Source organism: Sphingomonas sp. MMS12-HWE2-04, from assembly GCF_044881185.1.
Lineage (GTDB): Bacteria > Pseudomonadota > Alphaproteobacteria > Sphingomonadales > Sphingomonadaceae > Sphingomonas.
Genome location: NZ_CP173254.1, coordinates 3,388,014 through 3,404,094, shown reverse-complemented (window position 1 = coordinate 3,404,094; position 16,081 = coordinate 3,388,014). Strand labels below are relative to the sequence as shown.

18 protein-coding genes and 1 pseudogene are annotated in these 16,081 nt (G+C 66.6%); 10 read left to right on the top strand and 9 right to left on the bottom strand.

The annotated features are described in order from the left end of the window. Positions 1–2: 2 nt before the first annotated feature. Both serA and AB2M62_RS15950 read right to left on the bottom strand, forming a co-directional pair. Complete coding sequence (gene serA / locus AB2M62_RS15955; RefSeq protein WP_404335363.1) at positions 3–1,580, bottom strand: phosphoglycerate dehydrogenase; 1,578 nt, start codon at positions 1,578–1,580, stop codon at positions 3–5. 139 nt (positions 1,581–1,719) lie between these two features. Further along, positions 1,720–2,880, bottom strand: a complete 1,161-nt coding sequence (locus AB2M62_RS15950; RefSeq protein ID WP_404335361.1) for a phosphoserine transaminase — start codon at positions 2,878–2,880, stop codon at positions 1,720–1,722. A 171-nt stretch (positions 2,881–3,051) separates the two neighbouring features. Between AB2M62_RS15950 and AB2M62_RS15945 the strand changes: the two genes are divergently transcribed. After that, on the top strand, positions 3,052–4,041 hold the full coding sequence (locus AB2M62_RS15945) for a sterol desaturase family protein (RefSeq protein ID WP_404335359.1): 990 nt from the start codon (positions 3,052–3,054) through the stop codon (positions 4,039–4,041). A gap of 3 nt (positions 4,042–4,044) precedes the next feature. Here AB2M62_RS15945 and AB2M62_RS15940 read toward each other — a convergent pair whose 3' ends face one another. Next, positions 4,045–4,911, bottom strand: coding sequence for an alpha/beta hydrolase (locus AB2M62_RS15940; RefSeq protein WP_404335357.1), 867 nt, complete (start codon positions 4,909–4,911; stop codon positions 4,045–4,047). Between the two features lie 168 nt (positions 4,912–5,079). Between AB2M62_RS15940 and AB2M62_RS15935 the strand changes: the two genes are divergently transcribed. Beyond that, on the top strand, positions 5,080–5,748 hold the full coding sequence (locus AB2M62_RS15935; protein ID WP_404335355.1) for an extensin family protein: 669 nt from the start codon (positions 5,080–5,082) through the stop codon (positions 5,746–5,748). 439 nt (positions 5,749–6,187) lie between these two features. After that, complete coding sequence (locus AB2M62_RS15930; protein ID WP_404335353.1) at positions 6,188–7,009, top strand: cold-shock protein; 822 nt, start codon at positions 6,188–6,190, stop codon at positions 7,007–7,009. A 168-nt stretch (positions 7,010–7,177) separates the two neighbouring features. Here the strand turns inward: AB2M62_RS15930 and AB2M62_RS15925 are convergent, their stop codons facing one another. Together AB2M62_RS15925 and AB2M62_RS15920 are read right to left on the bottom strand one after the other, a co-directional pair. Continuing rightward, positions 7,178–7,981, bottom strand: coding sequence for a DUF4019 domain-containing protein (locus AB2M62_RS15925; protein ID WP_404335351.1), 804 nt, complete (start codon positions 7,979–7,981; stop codon positions 7,178–7,180). Between the two features lie 68 nt (positions 7,982–8,049). Then, positions 8,050–9,627 (bottom strand): cisplatin damage response ATP-dependent DNA ligase, encoded by a 1,578-nt coding sequence (locus tag AB2M62_RS15920; RefSeq protein WP_404335349.1) that lies wholly within the window; start codon positions 9,625–9,627, stop codon positions 8,050–8,052. A 51-nt stretch (positions 9,628–9,678) separates the two neighbouring features. Between AB2M62_RS15920 and AB2M62_RS15915 the strand changes: the two genes are divergently transcribed. Beyond that, positions 9,679–10,521, top strand: coding sequence for a metallophosphoesterase (locus AB2M62_RS15915; RefSeq protein ID WP_404335347.1), 843 nt, complete (start codon positions 9,679–9,681; stop codon positions 10,519–10,521). Here AB2M62_RS15915 and AB2M62_RS15910 read toward each other — a convergent pair. Further along, positions 10,503–11,003, bottom strand: coding sequence for a DUF6265 family protein (locus tag AB2M62_RS15910; RefSeq protein ID WP_404335345.1), 501 nt, complete (start codon positions 11,001–11,003; stop codon positions 10,503–10,505). The genes AB2M62_RS15915 and AB2M62_RS15910 overlap by 19 nt on opposite strands. A gap of 134 nt (positions 11,004–11,137) precedes the next feature. Between AB2M62_RS15910 and AB2M62_RS15905 the strand changes: the two genes are divergently transcribed. Then, positions 11,138–11,458, top strand: coding sequence for a hypothetical protein (locus tag AB2M62_RS15905; protein ID WP_404335343.1), 321 nt, complete (start codon positions 11,138–11,140; stop codon positions 11,456–11,458). A gap of 63 nt (positions 11,459–11,521) precedes the next feature. On the opposite strand, the gene AB2M62_RS15900 is transcribed toward AB2M62_RS15905, so the two are convergent. Both AB2M62_RS15900 and AB2M62_RS15895 read right to left on the bottom strand, forming a co-directional pair. After that, a complete protein-coding gene (locus AB2M62_RS15900; RefSeq protein WP_404335341.1) occupies positions 11,522–12,025 on the bottom strand; it encodes a Dps family protein in 504 nt (167 codons plus the stop codon). Between the two features lie 101 nt (positions 12,026–12,126). Further along, a complete protein-coding gene (locus tag AB2M62_RS15895) occupies positions 12,127–12,690 on the bottom strand; it encodes a TMEM165/GDT1 family protein (protein WP_404335339.1) in 564 nt (187 codons plus the stop codon). Positions 12,691–12,887: 197 nt separating this feature from the next. Here AB2M62_RS15895 and rpmG point away from each other — a divergent pair, with 197 nt between their 5' ends. Next, positions 12,888–13,055, top strand: a complete 168-nt coding sequence (rpmG, locus tag AB2M62_RS15890; RefSeq protein ID WP_025560997.1) for a 50S ribosomal protein L33 — start codon at positions 12,888–12,890, stop codon at positions 13,053–13,055. Between the two features lie 196 nt (positions 13,056–13,251). Here the strand turns inward: rpmG and AB2M62_RS15885 are convergent. Next, a pseudogene (locus AB2M62_RS15885) lies at positions 13,252–13,611 on the bottom strand (response regulator); the annotation flags it as partial. A 35-nt stretch (positions 13,612–13,646) separates the two neighbouring features. On the opposite strand from AB2M62_RS15885, the gene AB2M62_RS15880 reads away from it, so the two are divergent. From AB2M62_RS15880 to AB2M62_RS15865, 4 genes are all read left to right on the top strand, one after another. After that, positions 13,647–13,913, top strand: a complete 267-nt coding sequence (locus tag AB2M62_RS15880) for a DUF3572 family protein (RefSeq protein WP_404335337.1) — start codon at positions 13,647–13,649, stop codon at positions 13,911–13,913. Further along, positions 13,910–14,545, top strand: coding sequence for an HAD family hydrolase (locus AB2M62_RS15875; RefSeq protein ID WP_404335335.1), 636 nt, complete (start codon positions 13,910–13,912; stop codon positions 14,543–14,545). Before AB2M62_RS15880 ends, AB2M62_RS15875 begins: the two co-directional genes overlap by 4 nt. Before the next feature lie 9 nt (positions 14,546–14,554). Continuing rightward, positions 14,555–15,025, top strand: a complete 471-nt coding sequence (locus AB2M62_RS15870) for a RidA family protein (RefSeq protein WP_404335334.1) — start codon at positions 14,555–14,557, stop codon at positions 15,023–15,025. Between the two features lie 195 nt (positions 15,026–15,220). Beyond that, positions 15,221–16,012 carry a TorF family putative porin gene (locus AB2M62_RS15865; RefSeq protein ID WP_404335332.1) on the top strand — a complete coding sequence of 264 codons (792 nt, stop codon included), beginning with the start codon at positions 15,221–15,223 and terminating at the stop codon, positions 16,010–16,012. The last annotated feature ends 69 nt before the right edge of the window (positions 16,013–16,081 follow it).

Sequence of the window (16,081 nt, the reverse complement as noted above, 5' to 3'; positions counted from 1 at the left end):
AGTCAGAACTTGAGCGCCATCGCCGTCTTCACGCCGGGCAGCGCGCGGACCTTGGCGATCAGCTCGGGGCTGACTTCGTCGTCGATCGACAGCAGCAGGATCGCTTCGCCGCCCGCCTCGCGCCGGCCGAGATGGAAGGTGCCGATATTGACTCCCGCCTCGCCCAGCGACGTGCCGAGCCGGCCGATGAAGCCGGGGGCGTCCTCGTTGACGACGTAGAGCATGTTGCCGACCATATCGGCCTCGACCTTGATCCCGAACAGCTCGGTCAGCCGCGGCTGCGCGTTCGAGAACAGCGTGCCGGCCACCGAACGCTCGCCCGCATCGGTCTTGAGCGAGACGCGCAGCAGCGTGTGGTAATCGCCTTCCTTCTCGTTGCGGACTTCGCGGACTTCCATGCCCCGCTCCTTGGCAAGGAACGGCGCGTTGACCATGTTCACCGTGTCCGAGTGAACGCGCAGGAAGCCGGCGAGCACTGCGCTGACGATCGGCTTCTGGTTGAGTTCGGCCGCGGCGCCTTCGCTATGGATCGAGACGCGGGCGATCTCGCCATGCGCGAGCTGGCCGATCAGGCTGCCGAGCTTTTCGGCCAGCGCCATATAGGGTTTGAGCCGCGGCGCTTCCTCGGCCGAGAGCGAGGGCACGTTGAGCGCGTTGGTGATCCCGCCCGAGACCAGGAAGTCGGCCATCTGCTCGGCGACCTGGATCGCGACGTTTACTTGCGCTTCGTTGGTCGAGGCGCCGAGATGCGGGGTCGAGATGAAGTTGGGCGTGCCGAACAGCGGCGATTCCTTCGCCGGCTCGGTGACGAACACGTCGAGCGCCGCGCCGCCGATATGTCCCGAATCGAGCCCTTCCTTCAGCGCCGCCTCGTCGATCAGCCCGCCGCGCGCGCAGTTGATGATGCGCACGCCCTTCTTGGTCTTGGCCAAATTCTCGCGGCTGAGAATGTTGCGCGTCTGATCGGTCAGCGGGGTGTGCAGCGTGATGAAGTCGGCGCGCAGCAGCAGGTCGTCGAGCGTCATCTTCTCGACGCCCATCTCTAGCGCGCGCTCGGGGGTGAGGAAGGGATCGTACGCGATCACCTTCATCTTGAGGCCGAGCGCACGATCGGCGACGATCGATCCGATATTGCCCGCGCCGATCAGCCCGAGCGTCTTGCCGGTGACTTCGACGCCCATGAAGCGGTTCTTCTCCCACTTGCCGGCCTGGGTCGATTTGTCGGCCTCGGGCAGGTCGCGGGCGAGCGCGAACATCAGCGCGATCGCATGCTCGGCGGTGGTGATAGAATTGCCGAACGGCGTGTTCATCACCACCACGCCCTTGGCCGAGGCGGCGGGGATGTCGACATTGTCGACGCCAATGCCGGCGCGGCCCACGACCTTGAGGTTGGTCGCGGCCTCGAGGATCTCGGGCGTGACGCGCGTCGAGCTGCGGATCGCCAGGCCATCATACTCGCCGATGATCGCCTTCAATTCCTCGGGCGTCTTGCCGGTGATCTCGTCGACCTCGACGCCGCGCTCGCGAAAGATCTGCGCGGCCTTGGGATCCATTTTGTCGGAAATTAGAACCTTGGGCATTTTTGTCCTCCATCTCCCTCTCCCGCTTGCGGGAGAGGGTCGGGGTGAGGGTGTGTCGGGTGAAAGTTGAGCGTTGCAGGTGTGGTCAGCACTGACCCTCACCCGACCCTCTCCCGCAGGCGGGAGAGGGCTTTAGAGGTCAGGCCGCCTTGGCGGTCGCGTAGGCCCAGTCGAGCCAGGGCCCGAGCGCCTCGATATCGGCGGTGTCGACCGTGGCGCCGCACCAGATGCGCAAGCCCGCGGGGGCGTCGCGATAGCCGGCGACGTCATAGGCCGCGCCTTCCTTCTCGAGCAGGCCGGCGAATTTCTTGATGAACGCCTCGTCGGCGCCCTCCACCGTGAGACACACGCTGGTGGTCGAGCGGATCGCCAAGTCCTCGGCCAAATTGCCCAGCCAGTCGCGCTCGGCGACGATCTTTTGCAGCGCCGCGGCATTGGCGTCGCTGCGCGCGACCAGCCCCTTGGCGCCGCCCACGCCCTTCGCCCATTCGAGCGCGAAGATCGCGTCCTCGACGGCGAGCATGCTCGGCGTGTTGATCGTCTCGCCCTTGAACACGCCCTCGGCAAGCTTGCCCTTGGCCATCAGGCGGAACACCTTGGGAAGCGGCCAGGCGGGCGTGTGCTTCTCCAGCCGCTCGACGGCGCGCGGGCCCAGGATCAGCACGCCGTGCGCGCCTTCGCCGCCCAGCACCTTCTGCCACGAGAAGGTGGCGACATCGATCCGGTCCCAGGGCAGATCGTAGGCGAACACCGCGCTGGTCGCGTCGGCGAAGCTCAGCCCCTCGCGGTCGGCGGGGATCCAGTCGCCGTTCGGCACGCGCACGCCGCTGGTGGTGCCGTTCCAGGTGAACAGCACGTCGTCGGCCCAGTTTACCTGCGAAAGATCGGGCAGCTGGCCGTAATCGGCGCGCAGCACCGTGGGATCGAGCTTCAGCTGCTTGACCGCATCGGTGACCCAACCTTCACCGAAGCTCTCCCAGGCGAGCGTGGTCACGCCGCGTGCGCCCAGCATCGTCCACATCGCCATCTCGAAGGCGCCGGTGTCCGATCCGGGCACGATGCCGATGCGGTGGGTGTCGGGGAGCTGCAGCATCTCGCGCATCAGGTCGATGGCATATTGCAGGCGAGTCTTACCGATCTTCGAGCGGTGCGATCGGCCCAGCGATTCGGTCGCGAGCTTCGATGCGTCCCAGCCCGGAGGCTTGGCGCAGGGACCGGAGGAAAAATAGGGGCGAGCCGGCTTGATGGCGGGCTTGGCAGCGGACGCAGTGGTGGCGTCGGGTACGGCAGAATCACTCATGTATCTCTCCTTGCAGAGAGCACGCGCGGCGTTGGGACCGCGTGGCCCGTCGACGGCCCTAGCGGCGCGCCACGCGAAGTCAACCCACGGGGTGCCGCGCGGAGGGCATGCTTAACCACTTGGCAAAGCGCAGGCGGCACAAGGGCAGAAGGGTAAGCAAGGGAAGGCGTCTTGGACGCGATCGTGGCACATATCTGGGCGAGCTTCGCGAACCAGCTGGGCGGGACCTTCCTGCTCCCCGGCTCGACCTTCTCGTTCGCGGCGCTGGCCGTGACGCTGGTGCTGGCCGTCCTGCTCGCCGTGCCGCGCGGCCGCGCGCGGCCGGTGCGCCTGCGCGTGCTGCGGCGCGCGCTCTTCCCGCGGCGGATGCTGCGCAGCGCTTCGGGGCGTGCCGATCTTTTCTACTTCTTCGGCGGCATAGTCTTCGCCGGGCTCGTCATCGGCTGGGCGCTCTGGTCGGGCGGGCAGATCCGCGATGCGATCCTGGCGCGCGTGCCGCATCCCGGATTGATCGCCGTGCCCGCCTGGCTGGGCGCCACGATCGCCACCGCGGCGCTCTTCCTCGCCTATGAATTCGCCTATTGGTTCGATCACTGGCTGATGCACCGCGTTCCAGCGCTCTGGCATTTCCACAAGGTGCACCACCAGGCCGAGAGCCTGTCGCTGCTCACCAACGGCCGCGTCCATCCGATCGAGACGATCGGCTTCTACAATATCGTCGCGCTGGTCACCGGCGTCACCGGCGTTGCGCTGGTCCTGCTTTTCGGGCCCGCCATCACTCCGTTGGCGCTGGGCGGGACCAATTTGCTGATCTTCGTCGCTGCAGTGGGCCTTACCCATCTCCAGCATTCGCACTTCTGGATTCATTTCGGCCCGCGCTGGGGCCGCGTGCTGCTCGGCCCCGCGCACCACCAGATCCATCACTCCGCCGATCCGGCGCACTTCAACCGCAATCTGGGCAGCAGCCTCGCGTTGTTCGATCGCCTGTTCGGCACCTTCCATATGCCTGCGCCCCGCCGCGAAGCGCTGCGCTTCGGCGTCGACGATGGCGCACGCAATCCCCACGGAGTCTATTCGGCACTGGCAGCGCCGTTCGTCGACTCGGCGCGCGCGCTTCTGCCGCGTTCCGGCGCGCCGGTCCGTCCCGCGCCGCAGCGCTGAGCGTCACGGCCATGTGGCGAGAAGCCCGCGGTCGGTCATCCAGTCGGTGATCCGCGCCGGCCAGTTGCGCAGGCTGACCAGCGGGGTCGTCTCGCCCAGGTTGAACGCGTGCCCGCCGGCGGCATACATGTGCATCTCGGACGAGGCGCCCGCCGCGCGATAGGCATTGAGCAGGTCGATGATCGGCTGCGAGCAGCATTGATCGTCATTGGTCGCAACCATCAGCAGCGGCGGCGAATCCTTGGTGATCTTCTCCTCGCCGTGCAGCGGCCCGGGGAACACCAGCACGCCGAAATCGGGCCGCGACGAGAGCTTGTCGATGGCGTCGCCCTTGCCCGGTGCCGCCACCGGCGGGCTGAGCAGCGTGTGCCGCGCCAGTTCACCGCCGGCCGAGAAGCCGACCACGCCGATCCTGTGCGGGTCGATTTTCCACGCGCCGGCGCGGGCACGGATCGTCCGCACCGCGCGTTCGGCATCCTGCCGCGCGTTCTCGAAGCTATAGGGCGAATCCTTGCCGCGGAAGAGGCGGTAGCGCAGCACGAACGCGGCGATGCCGCGCTCGTTGAACCAGCGCGCCGCGTCATTGCCTTCGCTGGTGATTACCAGGAATTCATGCGCTCCGCCCGGCATCAGCAGCACCGCGGCGCCGGTCTCGCGGCCGGGGCGGGCGGGGAAATAGGTGATGCTGGGGTCGTTGACCGGCTTGAGCCAATAGGCCTCGGCCTGTTCGGGGATCGACCTGCGGCTCTCGAACCCTGGCGCGCCGTTCTGCCACAGCGCGATCCGCTGCGGCTGGGCAGGGGGATCCTGCGCACGCGCGGGCGCGGCGAACAGCAGGGTGCAGGCAAGGACGGCGAGCAATCTGATCATGGGCCTCTCCGATCAATGCCGTCTCCGCGCGGCAGTTCGGGGATGGTAGCGCTAACCGGTCGATTTCCGAACGGGTCCTTTGGTCGCATGGCGGTCGCGCAGGCCCGAGGGCGCTGCGCCAGCCCGAATCAGGCTGCGTTCATCCGGCGGCGTGCTAAAAGCGGCGCGATGCGGATGGGACTCCTTGCGATCGCGCTGCTGCTGTCGGGCTGCGCCTCGGGCGACGGCGACACGCCGCGTCCCGGACCAATTCGCGAGCGCCCTGGCGGCCCGATCACGCTGAACGGCCCCACGCCGCGCGACACCCAGCAATGCTTTGCCGATCTGTCGCGCGAGCAGATCCGCTACAGCCCGCTGCCCGATCGCGATTTCGGCAGTGGCTGCATCGTCACCGGCGCCGTGCAGCTGCTCGATATCGGCGTGCCGGTCTCCGGGCTCAAATCGATGCGCTGCCCGCTCGCGCGCGCCTTTACCGGCTGGGTGCGCTTTGCCGTCGCGCCGGCCGCGCGCCAGATCCTGGGCAGCGATCTCGTCCGGATCGAGAGTTTCGGCACCTATGCCTGTCGGGCGATCATCGGCAGCGCAGCATCTTCGAACCGCATGTCCGAACACGGTCTGGGCAATGCCGTGGATGTCGGCGGCTTCGTGTTGGCCGATGGTCGAAAGGTGCGAATCGAAGGCGGTTGGCGGTCGGACGATCCCAAGGTCCAGGCATTCCTGCAGACCATCCACAAATCGGCCTGCAAGCGTTTCAAGACGGTGCTCAGTCCCGACTATAACGCCGCGCACTACAATCACCTCCATCTCGACATGGGGCGCGGGCCGTTCTGCGCGTAGTGCGGCTTCCCAGCAGGATGGGGCGCCCATCCGATTCGCGGGAGCGTCGTGCGGATGAGCCGGCCCTGTCGTGCTCCGCCCAAATTTTCGACGGGATCGGCAGGAAATACACGGCGTCCCGTTCACGCCGGCAAGGTGAACGTCGTTGCTTTCGAAGCGGTGCTCGCGATGATCGGACCGGCCGCGTCCCGCGTTCGACTTTCCAGCATCATCCAAAGCGCTGAAAACGATTACATGGATCAGTCACGCAAGCATGACTGTGCTTTTCAAGGCACGAATTGTCCTGCGCGCCGCATTCAAGGCGAATTTTGTTCGCGCCCTGTCCGATTTTGGGCTATGACCGATTCTCGTGGCGCTGTATTCGTGCCCCGAACACCTGCGTTTTTCGTCCGGCGCTTGGGTTTGATTGTTTAGGGCGAACCGGGAAGACGAACAGGGCATGAGTTTCGATAGAGGGCGCCGCGGGGACCGCGGCGGGCGCGGCAGAGACAAGCGCGACGGTTTCGGCGACGAAGGTGGCGGCGGTTTCGGCGGTGGCAGCAGCTACGGCGATCGTGGTGGCTTTGGCGGCGGTGGCTTCGGTGGTGATCGCGGCGGCTTCGGCGGCGGCGGTGGCTATGGTGGCGGCGGCGGCGGTGGCTTCCGCGGCGGTGGTGGCGGCTTCGGCGGCGGCGGCGGCGGTGGTTTCCGCGGCGGCGGCGGCGGTGGCGGCGGCATGCCTCCGCAGGTCGTTGGCGAAGCCACGGGCGTCGTCAAATTCTTCAACGCACAGAAGGGCTTCGGCTTCGTCGTTCGTGACGATGGCGGCGAAGACGTCTTCGTGCACATCTCGGCAGTCGAGCAGGCAGGCCTCACCGGTCTCGCCGAGGGGCAGCCGATGGGCTTCACCCTCGTCGATCGCGGTGGCCGCATCTCGGCGACCGAGCTCAAGATCGATGGCGAGCCGATGCCGGTCGAAGACCGCGGTCCGCCGCGCGATCGCGATGCCGGTCCGGGTGGCCCGCGCGGTGGCGCAGGTGCAGGTGGCCCGCAGCGCCAGCTCACCGGCGAGAAGGCGACCGGCACGGTCAAGTTCTTCAACGCGATGAAGGGCTTCGGCTTCATTCAGCGCGACGACGGACAGCCCGATGCGTTCGTGCACATCAGCGCCGTCGAGCGCGCCGGCATGCCGACGCTCAACGAAGGCGACCGGCTCGAGTTCGAGCTGGAGGTCGATCGTCGCGGCAAGTACGCGGCAGTGAACCTCACGCCCGGCAGCTAAGGCTTCCGTCAGCGAAAATAGCGAAGGGCCGGGCGGCAACGTCCGGCCCTTTTCTGTTGCGGGACAGGAGCCAATCGACGCATCGGCCAGCCGTGCCGCAGGCGACGACCCGAAAACGGAAGGACCGTCATCGAGCCGCGCCTGCCACATCCCGGTCAGCCGCGAGCGTTATCGGATAAAATAGCCCGCCACGCGCCAGGCACTCGCCTCGCGCACGACGATGATTGTTTCAGTCGAACCACTCCGCTGGGCGAAATTGGTCTGGAACTTCAGCACCTCATAGTCGCCTTCGGGCGCCCCCGGCAGCGTCTTGGTCTTAACGACCGAAGCGAACTTGCGGACGACCGCTGCCCCCAATGGTTTGCGCACCGGCGTAATCATCTCCGCCCAGCCCGCATCAGAAACCTGGCCGCGGAACGTGGCGGCGGCAGTCTGCCAGCTTTCATGCCAGTTTCCCTGGTCGACCAGCGCCACCCAGGCTTTGGCGGCATCGAGGCCCGCAGGGTTTGCTTCGGCGCTCGGTATCGCGGCCGGTGCCTGCATGGTGGGCGCGGGGGGCGCTGACGGGGCGTGCAGCGCGACGGTAGCAAGGGTGGCAATCAACAGCGACATGATGAGCATTCCTCCACTGAACCAGACCAGCCGAGAAGGCCGTTGCGGCCGGGCTGCTGGTGCATACGGAAAATCCACGGAAGCGCGTGCGGCCGACACCCCCAACGGCACGTCCCTCAAATTTTGGGGGTTCGCCGCCTCGCTTTGTGCCAGCCATCGCGCGGCTTCGCGGCTGCTGGCGGCGCCCAGTTTTCGCCGTGCATCGCGCAGCCGCTCGTTGACGGTGTGCACCGATAGGCCGAGTTCGCGGGCGATCGACTTGGCGTCGTGCCCTGCCAGCAACAGCCGCAATGTCGCTTTCTCGCGTTCGCTGAGCGCAGCGTTGTCGCGCTGCGATGGCGGTACATCCCGGATGCTCATGCCCGCTTGTATAATTCGCCGCAGAGCCGGGCCACCCTCGCCCTCGCGTGATCCGAAAAATTAGTCTCTCAAGTCGCCAGCCGCCGCAATCCGGCGATCGTGTCGGCCTCGCTCGCTGGCTTGTCGGTGCGGATTCGGCTGATCCGCGGGAAGCGCATCGCGAGCCCCGATTTGTGCCGCTTCGATTCGTGGATCGAATCGAACGCCACTTCGAGCACGAGTGTCTTCTCGACTTCGCGCACCGGACCGAATTGGTTGAGCGTGTGGTTGCGCACGAAGCGGTCGAGTCCTTTCAACTCCTCGTCGGTGAAGCCGAAATAGGCCTTGCCCACTGGCAGCAATTCGCCCTCGTCGGTCCAGGCGCCGAAGGTGAAGTCCGAATAGAAAGACGATCGCTTGCCGCTGCCGCGCTGGGCGTACATCAGCACGCAATCGGCATTGAGCGGATCGCGCTTCCATTTGTACCACAGCCCCGCGCGCCGCCCCGCGACATAGGGCGAATCGCGCCGCTTGAGCATCACGCCTTCGATCGCGGCGTCGCGCGCGCCGGCGCGAATCTCTTCCAGCGCGGCGAAGTCCGCGGCGTCGATCACCGCGGACACATCGAACCGCTCGCGATCGAGCTCGGCGGCGAAGCTTTCGAGCCGCCGTCGTCGCGCCGCCCAGCCCAGCGCGCGCAGATCCTCGCTTCCGTCGAACAGGATGTCGTAGAGCCGCACGAACGCGGGATAGTCGGCAAGGGTCTTGGCGCTCACCAGCTTGCGGCCGAGCCGCTGCTGCAGGGCATTGAAGCTTGCCGCTTCGCCGCCCTGGAACTCGCCTTTGACCAGTAATTCGCCGTCGAGCACGCCGACTTTCCCAAACGCCGCCGCCACTTCGGGAAAGCTATGCGTGATGTCGTCGCCCGCCCGGCTGTAAAGCCGCGTCTCGCCTGCGACATGGACGAGCTGGACGCGGATGCCATCCCATTTCCACTCGGCGGCAAAGTCCGCGAGGCTGACCTGCGCCTCCTCCAGCGGGTGGGCCAGCATGAACGGGCGGAACACCGGGACGTTCTGCGCGGTCGGCTGGTGCCCGCGCCCCTCGGCCCAGTCGAACAGCGGCGCATAAGGCGGCACCAGCCCGTGCCACACTTCCTCGACCGCATCGACGTCGAGCGCGAACGCCTGCGCCAGCGCCGTCTTGGCCAGCCGCGCCGACACGCCGACGCGCAATGCTCCCATCGCCAGCTTGAGCAAGGCGAAACGCTCGTCTGCCTCGAGCCGATCGAGCATGTCGGCCAGCGCCGCCGGCGCATCGGATTTCGACAGCCGCCCGAGCCGATCGACCACGGCGGAAAGCGTCAGCGGCGTCGCCTCGGCCAGCGGCACGGCTGGTTCGGGCCAGAGCAAAGCGATCGTCTCCGCCGAATCCCCGACAAAGTCGCGGCTGAGCCGGTAGAGCACCGGGTCGACGCGCGCTTCGATCAGCGCGCGGACCAGTGCGGGCTTGACCGCCGGCAGATCGAGCCCGCCGGTCAGCGCCGCCATCGCCCAGCCGCGATCGGGATCGGGCGTCGCGACCAGATAATCGGCGATCAGCCGCAGCTTGGCGTTGCGCGAACGCGTGTAGATCAGTCCGTCGAGCAAATCGGCAAAGGCGCGCATGGAGCGAGGAACTCATGGCGCAGCCGAAACGCTCCCGCTAGGCTCGCGGTAATGCCAAGACGCCCGATCCTGCTCCTTGTCGCGGCCTCGATCGCGCTGGCCATCGCCGCCCTCGCGCTGTTCATGTTCCACGAGGCCCGCGCCGATCCGCTGGTCCGCCGTGCCGAGGTCGCCGTCCCCGGCCTGTTGCAGCCGCTCCGCATCGTTCTGCTCAGCGACATCCATATCGGCACCGCCGCGATGGATGGCGAACGGCTCGATCGGATCGTCGGGCAAATCAACGCGCTGCACCCCGACATCGTCGCGATCGCCGGCGACTTCATCTTCGGCCACGATCCCAAAGGCGCCGCCCGGCGCGGCCCGGCGATGGTCGCGCCGCTCTCGCATCTCCGGCCCCGGCTGGGCACCGTAGCGGTGCTCGGCAACCATGATTATTGGACCGGCGCGCCCGCGGTCCGGGCACAATTGGCGCGCGCGCACGTCACGCTGCTCGAGAACGACGCCGCCGTCTTCGGCCCGCTGACGGTGGGCGGGATCAGCGACAAGTTCACCCGCCACGACGATGCCGCCGCGACGCTTCGCGCCGTGCGGGCGCTGGGGCGGCCGAGCGTCCTGCTCACCCATGCGCCCGACATTGCGCCCCGGCTGCCCGGCGATGTGCTGCTCCTCGCCGGTCATACCCATTGCGGCCAGGCGATGCTGTTCGGCATCCGCCTGTCGCCCGAAGTGAGCAATGCTGGCGCGCGCTATCGCTGCGGGTTGGTCCGCGAAGGCGATCGGACGGTGATCGTCACCGCCGGCCTGGGCACCAGCGGGGTGCCGCTGCGGATCGGCGCGCCGCCCGATCTATGGCTGATCACGCTGGTGCCCGTGCCTCAGCGTGCGCGGCGATAGCGGAACGGCATCTCCTTCTCTTTGCCCTGGTCGCTGATCTTGGCCCAGACGGTCATCTCGTCCGGGCCAGTGCGGCGAAAGGTCATCCCGTCGAAATAGACCGCGTCGCCCTCGATCGCGATCAGCGGAAATTCGACGGCGTCGCCGGTGACGTCTTCCCACCCTTTCAGCGAGGCACCGAAATGGCGGAGCCGATAGATTAGCGAGCCGTCCCGCGGCACGATCTGCATCAATTCGTAGAACAGCGCGCCGCCTTGCTCGTTTTCCTGGAGGAAGTGTCCCGCGATCGTGCCTGCCTGGATCGAATAGACTTCGGTGGCAGCGCCGCCCAGTCCGTCGCCCCGCCAGGTTCCAGCGAGCCAGCCGAGTTGCTCGATCTTCGCGGGCGGCGACTTCGCTCCGGCAGCCAGAGTACGGGTTTCCTGTGCCGCGGCGGGCAGTGCGGCCCCCATGAGCATCAGAGCGACGGCGATGCGAAGCATATTCCCTCCCACGAAGATGTGCAGGCATCCTATCGCAACTGCGCGGCGCCGCAACAACGCTCGCTAGCGGCGCCGATACTGGCTAGGCTGGCCCTGCGGCGCATCTCCGCGCCGATCGAATTGATGAGGACCGCATGAAGCTTGCCCTCCCGACCGCGCTGGCGCTCGCCTGCCTCGCCGCGCCCGCTTTTGCCCAGACCACCCCGGCACCCGCGCCTGCACCGACCACTGCCGCCGCAACCGCGAAATTCACCCTCGACACGCCGATCGCGACGATCGCCGCCGATGCCAAGGGCAAGACGGTGCTCGATACCGATCTGCCGGGCACCACCACCCATCCGATGTATGAGAGCTTCAAGGGCATGAGTCTGCGCCAGGTCCAGGCTTTCGCGCCCGACAAGCTGACCGACGAGCGGCTGAAGAAGGTCGAGACCGACCTCGCCGCGATCAAGTAACGGAACGAGGAACGGGCCCGGAGCAGTCCTCCGGGCCCGTCAGGATTTGGCGAAGCGCGTCGCTCAGCCCTTGCGGCTCGCTTCGAACAGGAACCAGGCGCGTTCCTCGGCCTGATCGGTCCATTCGTCGACGATCCCCGAAGTCGCATTGTCGCCGGCATCCTCAGACGCCTGCTTGACCACGCGGAAGCTCTCGACCAGCTTGAGATTGTCGTCGCGTAGTTCGGCCAGCATGTCGCCCGGCGCTACGAAATCCGCATCATTGTCGCTCAGCGTCTGGCGGCGCGCGATGTCGCCGATCGAGCGCAGCGTGACGTTGCCGGTCTTGCGCACGCGCTCGGCGATCGCATCGGTGATCCCCAGGATCTGGGTCGCCTGATCGTCGAGCATCAGGTGATAATCGCGGAAATGCGGCCCCGACACGTGCCAGTGGAAATTCTTGGTCTTGAAATAGAGCGTATAGGCATCGGCCAGCGCGCTGTTGAGCGCCTCCGCCACGCTCTTGGTATCGTTGCGATTGAGGTCGGTGGGCGTCTGAAGCGCCGCCTTGATATCTGCCATGGTCATACTCCGGAGAATCGGTTCGTGGGCTCAACGATTCCGATATAGTATCGGGCCCGCGCACGGCCATGGCTTTTGTCCATCACCGTGATCGAGCCCGCCGAAGGTCAAAGCAGGCGAAGCGCTCCCAGCGCAGTCCAAAATCCTGCGCCAAGGAACAGAAACGCCACGCCCAGCCGCGGCCAGCGCGCGGCGACCGGCCGCCAGCCGCTTTCGCCGAGCGTCGCCGCAACGAAGGCGATCGCCGCCGTCCCCAGGATCGCGCCAATCGCCGCGAACGCCGGCTCGCCGCGCGTGGCGAGCGCGAAGGTGAAGAATTGCGTGCGGTCGCCAAGGGCCGCCGCGAAGATGCCGAGCAATGCGGTGAAGAATGGCGCTAGCCGCCACGAGTCGAGCGCGCCCGGCGGCTTGCTCGGAAACAGCCCGCTGGCGCCGCCGAACAACAGGGCGAGCCCAAGCATCAACGATTGCGCCTCGGGCGTCAGCATCGGCGCAACCGCGGCGCCGAACAGCGCGGCCAGCGCGTTGCCCAGTGTCTGCGCGATCGCCGCGGCGAGCACGACCGTCCATGGCCGCGCGAAGCGATCGGAGAGCAGCGCAGTCAGAGCCGCCGGCCGGTCTCCGATCTGGCTGAGGACGGCGAGGAGAAACGCCGGGACGATCGCTTCCATGAGGTTTCCCGCTGTTGCACGCGCGACCTTGCCCGGCGCGCCGCCTTCGGGGAAGGGGCAACGTCACCAGGTTTCGAGCGCTTTTCACCCGCCGAGCCTTGACTTTCGCGGCGGACTCGCGCATCCGCCCCGTCCTGTCAGCGGTGCGCTAGCGCGTGCCGCTCTTTTCTTTTCGAACAATTCAAGGGTTTCGGGCCATGGCCAAGCCGACCACTGTCAAGATCAAGCTCGTCAGCACGGCGGACACGGGTTTCTTCTACGTCACTAAGAAGAATCCGCGCACCCAGACCGAGAAGTTCTCGTTCCGCAAGTACGACCCCGTCGTGCGCAAGCATGTCGAGTTCAAGGAAGCCAAGATCAAGTAAGCCGCGCGTCGCGCGATTTACGCGAGTCCTCGCGCTGGCGAGGACAGTGAGCCCCGCGCCCTCAAGGCTGCGGGGCTTCTGCTGTGTCCGTCATATCGTCGCCGCCCTGGCCCGGATCGGCTGAGGGTTCGTCAGCGGCGTTCTCTTCGATCGTGTCCTCGGGAACGGCGTCCTCGGCCGCTTCCGCTTGGCTCGGCACCAGCGCACGAACTTCTTCCATGAAGCGCGCCAGGCTGATCGGCTTCGAAACATAGGCATTGGCGCCCGCCGAGCAAATCCGCTCCTCGTCCTCGCGCCCGGCATAGGCAGTGACTGCCATGATCGGGATCGTGCGCAGCTGCGAATCGAGTTTCATTTCGCGAATCAGGTCCAGCCCGCTGACATGCGGCATCTGGATGTCCATCACGACGAGGTCCGGCGTGAAGTCGCGCGCCTTGGCCACTGCCTCGCGGCCGTCCTGCACCGGCTCCGCGGCGAAGTCGTGCGCGCGCAGCAAGTCGCAGAAAAGCTTCAGATTGAGTTCGTTGTCCTCGACAACGAGCACCCTTTTTGCCACGCGACCTACCTTATCCACTGAGACGACATTAGGCGATGCACGCGTCTGAAACAAACCCCGAGGCAATTGGGCTCCAGGCGCTGGCCTGGACGCTGGGCGATTCGGCGCGCGCGGCGCGTCTGCTCGACCTGACCGGGCTCGATCCGGCCGAATTGCGCGCGCGCGCCGCCGATCCTTCGCTGCTCGCCGCGGCGCTCGGCTTCCTCGAAGCATATGAGCCCGATCTGATTGCCTGTGCCGACGCGCTCGACGTGAAGCCCGCTGCGCTGGTCGCTGCCCGAAGGGCGCTGGAGAACGCATGAAGCCTCTGCTGATTACCGATTGCGACGAAGTCCTTCTCCACATGGTCCGCCATTTCGGGGTGTGGCTCGGCGAGGCGCACGACATCGATTTCGCGCCCAACGGCACCGATTTCTCTACGTCGATGCGCCGCCGCGGCGATGGCGCGCTGGTCGAGCGCGAGACGATGTGGGCGATGCTCGACGGCTTCTTTCCCGCCGAGATGGAGCGCCAGACGCTGGTTCCGCATGCCCGCGAGGCTCTGGCGGCGATCGCGCAGGTCGCCGACATCGTCGTGCTCACCAATCTCGGCGATCATTGCCGCGACGATCGCATCGCCCAGCTCGCCACGCACGGCATCGCGCACCGGGTCGAATGCAACCAGGGCGGCAAGGGCGCGCCGGTGGCGCGGCTCGTCGCCGAGCATGGCAATCCGGTCACCGTGTTCGTCGACGATCTCGAGCAGCATCACGAATCGGTCGCGAAGCATGCGCCGCAGGTTCACCGGCTCCACATGATCGCCGAGCCCGATCTCGCACGGCAGGTGGCGCGCGCGCCGCATGCGCACGCCCGGATCGACGATTGGCGCGAGGCCGAGGCCTGGATCGCCGCGCGCTTCGCCGCGGGGTTGACCGCCGACGCCGCGAGTGGTTGAGCGGCGTCCATGACCGCAGCGATCGACGCGAAGCTGGCCGAACTCGGCCTTTCCCTCCCCGAAGCCGCCGCGCCGGTGGCTGCCTATGTTCCCGCGGTGGAGGTGGGGGGCCTGCTCCATCTCTCCGGACAGCTGCCCTTCAAGGACGGCGCGCTGATGACCGGGCGGCTCGGCGAGGACCGCGATCTGGCCTTTGGTCAGGAAGCGGCGCAGCGCTGCGGGCTGATGATCGTCGCGCAGCTCAAGAAGGCGCTGGATGGGGATCTCTCGCGCGTCGAGCGGATCATCAAGCTGGGCGTCTTCGTCAATTCGGCGGCTGGCTTCACCGATCAGCCCAAGGTGGCCAATGGCGCCTCGGAACTGATGCAGAGCCTGTTCGGCGACGCAGGCAAGCACGCCCGCAGCGCCGTCGGCGTGCCGGTGCTTCCGCTGGGTGCCGCGGTCGAAATCGACGCGATCGTTGCGGTGCGGGCGAAGTAACGATCGTTACAATTCTGTTGCGGGCCCGCAACACTTCCTTACGAACCAGCCACAGTTGAGCAATTATTGTTGTGCGCCGCAGCGCGATACGGCAATGATCTTGTGCCGACCGGGAAGCCGCGCAGGGCCCTAGGGTCAAAGACGCAGCAATCGGAAGGCTGCAGGTGGGGACCCTGGCTTTTCAAGAGGGATTCCATGCGCTTCAAAATCATCACCCTGAGCGGGCTGCTGCTCGCCACCGCTACGCCTGCTCTTGCGCAGGAAGAAACCGAGCCGGCCCCGGCAATCACCGTCAGCGGCAGCGCGACCGTAGTCAGCGACTACAAGTTCCGCGGCATCTCGCAGACCGACGGCAATTTCGCGGTGCAGGGCGGCATCACCGTCAGCCACGAATTGGGCTTCTACATCGGCACCTGGGGTTCCTCGATCGACGACTATGTCACGGTCCATGGCACTGCCCATCAGGAACTCGATCTGATCGCCGGCTTCAAGAAGTCGTTCGACAACGGCGTGACCTTCGACATCGGCGCTGTCTATTATGTCTATCCCGGCACGCGCCCCGGCTTCACCGGCGATGAGAGCGCCTCGGACTTCATCGAGCCCTATACCTCGATCGCGTTCGGCCTCGGCCCGGTGACGGCGAAGGCGACGGTCAATTATGCGCCGAAGCAGAAGGCGCTCGCGATCGATCAGGGCCAGACCGGGCTGCTCGAGAAGGAAGACAATGTCTATGTCGCCGGCGATCTCTCGGCGTCGATCCCCAACACGCCGATCGGCCTCACCGCGCATCTCGGCCACACCTGGGGCCCGAGCTGGCTGTCGGGGCCGACCGACGAATATACCGATTGGTCGCTCGGCGCGACGGCGACCTACAAGGCGCTGACCTTCGGCGTGCAATATGTCGATACCGACACCTATTTCACTACGCCCACCGGCAAGAATGCCGCCAAGGGTGGCGTGATCGGTTCGATCGGCGTCAGCTTCTAAGCACCTCGGCGGAGGGTTCGCCCTCCGCCCCTCCGATACGAAAAGGGCCAGCCCGCTGCTGCGGACCGG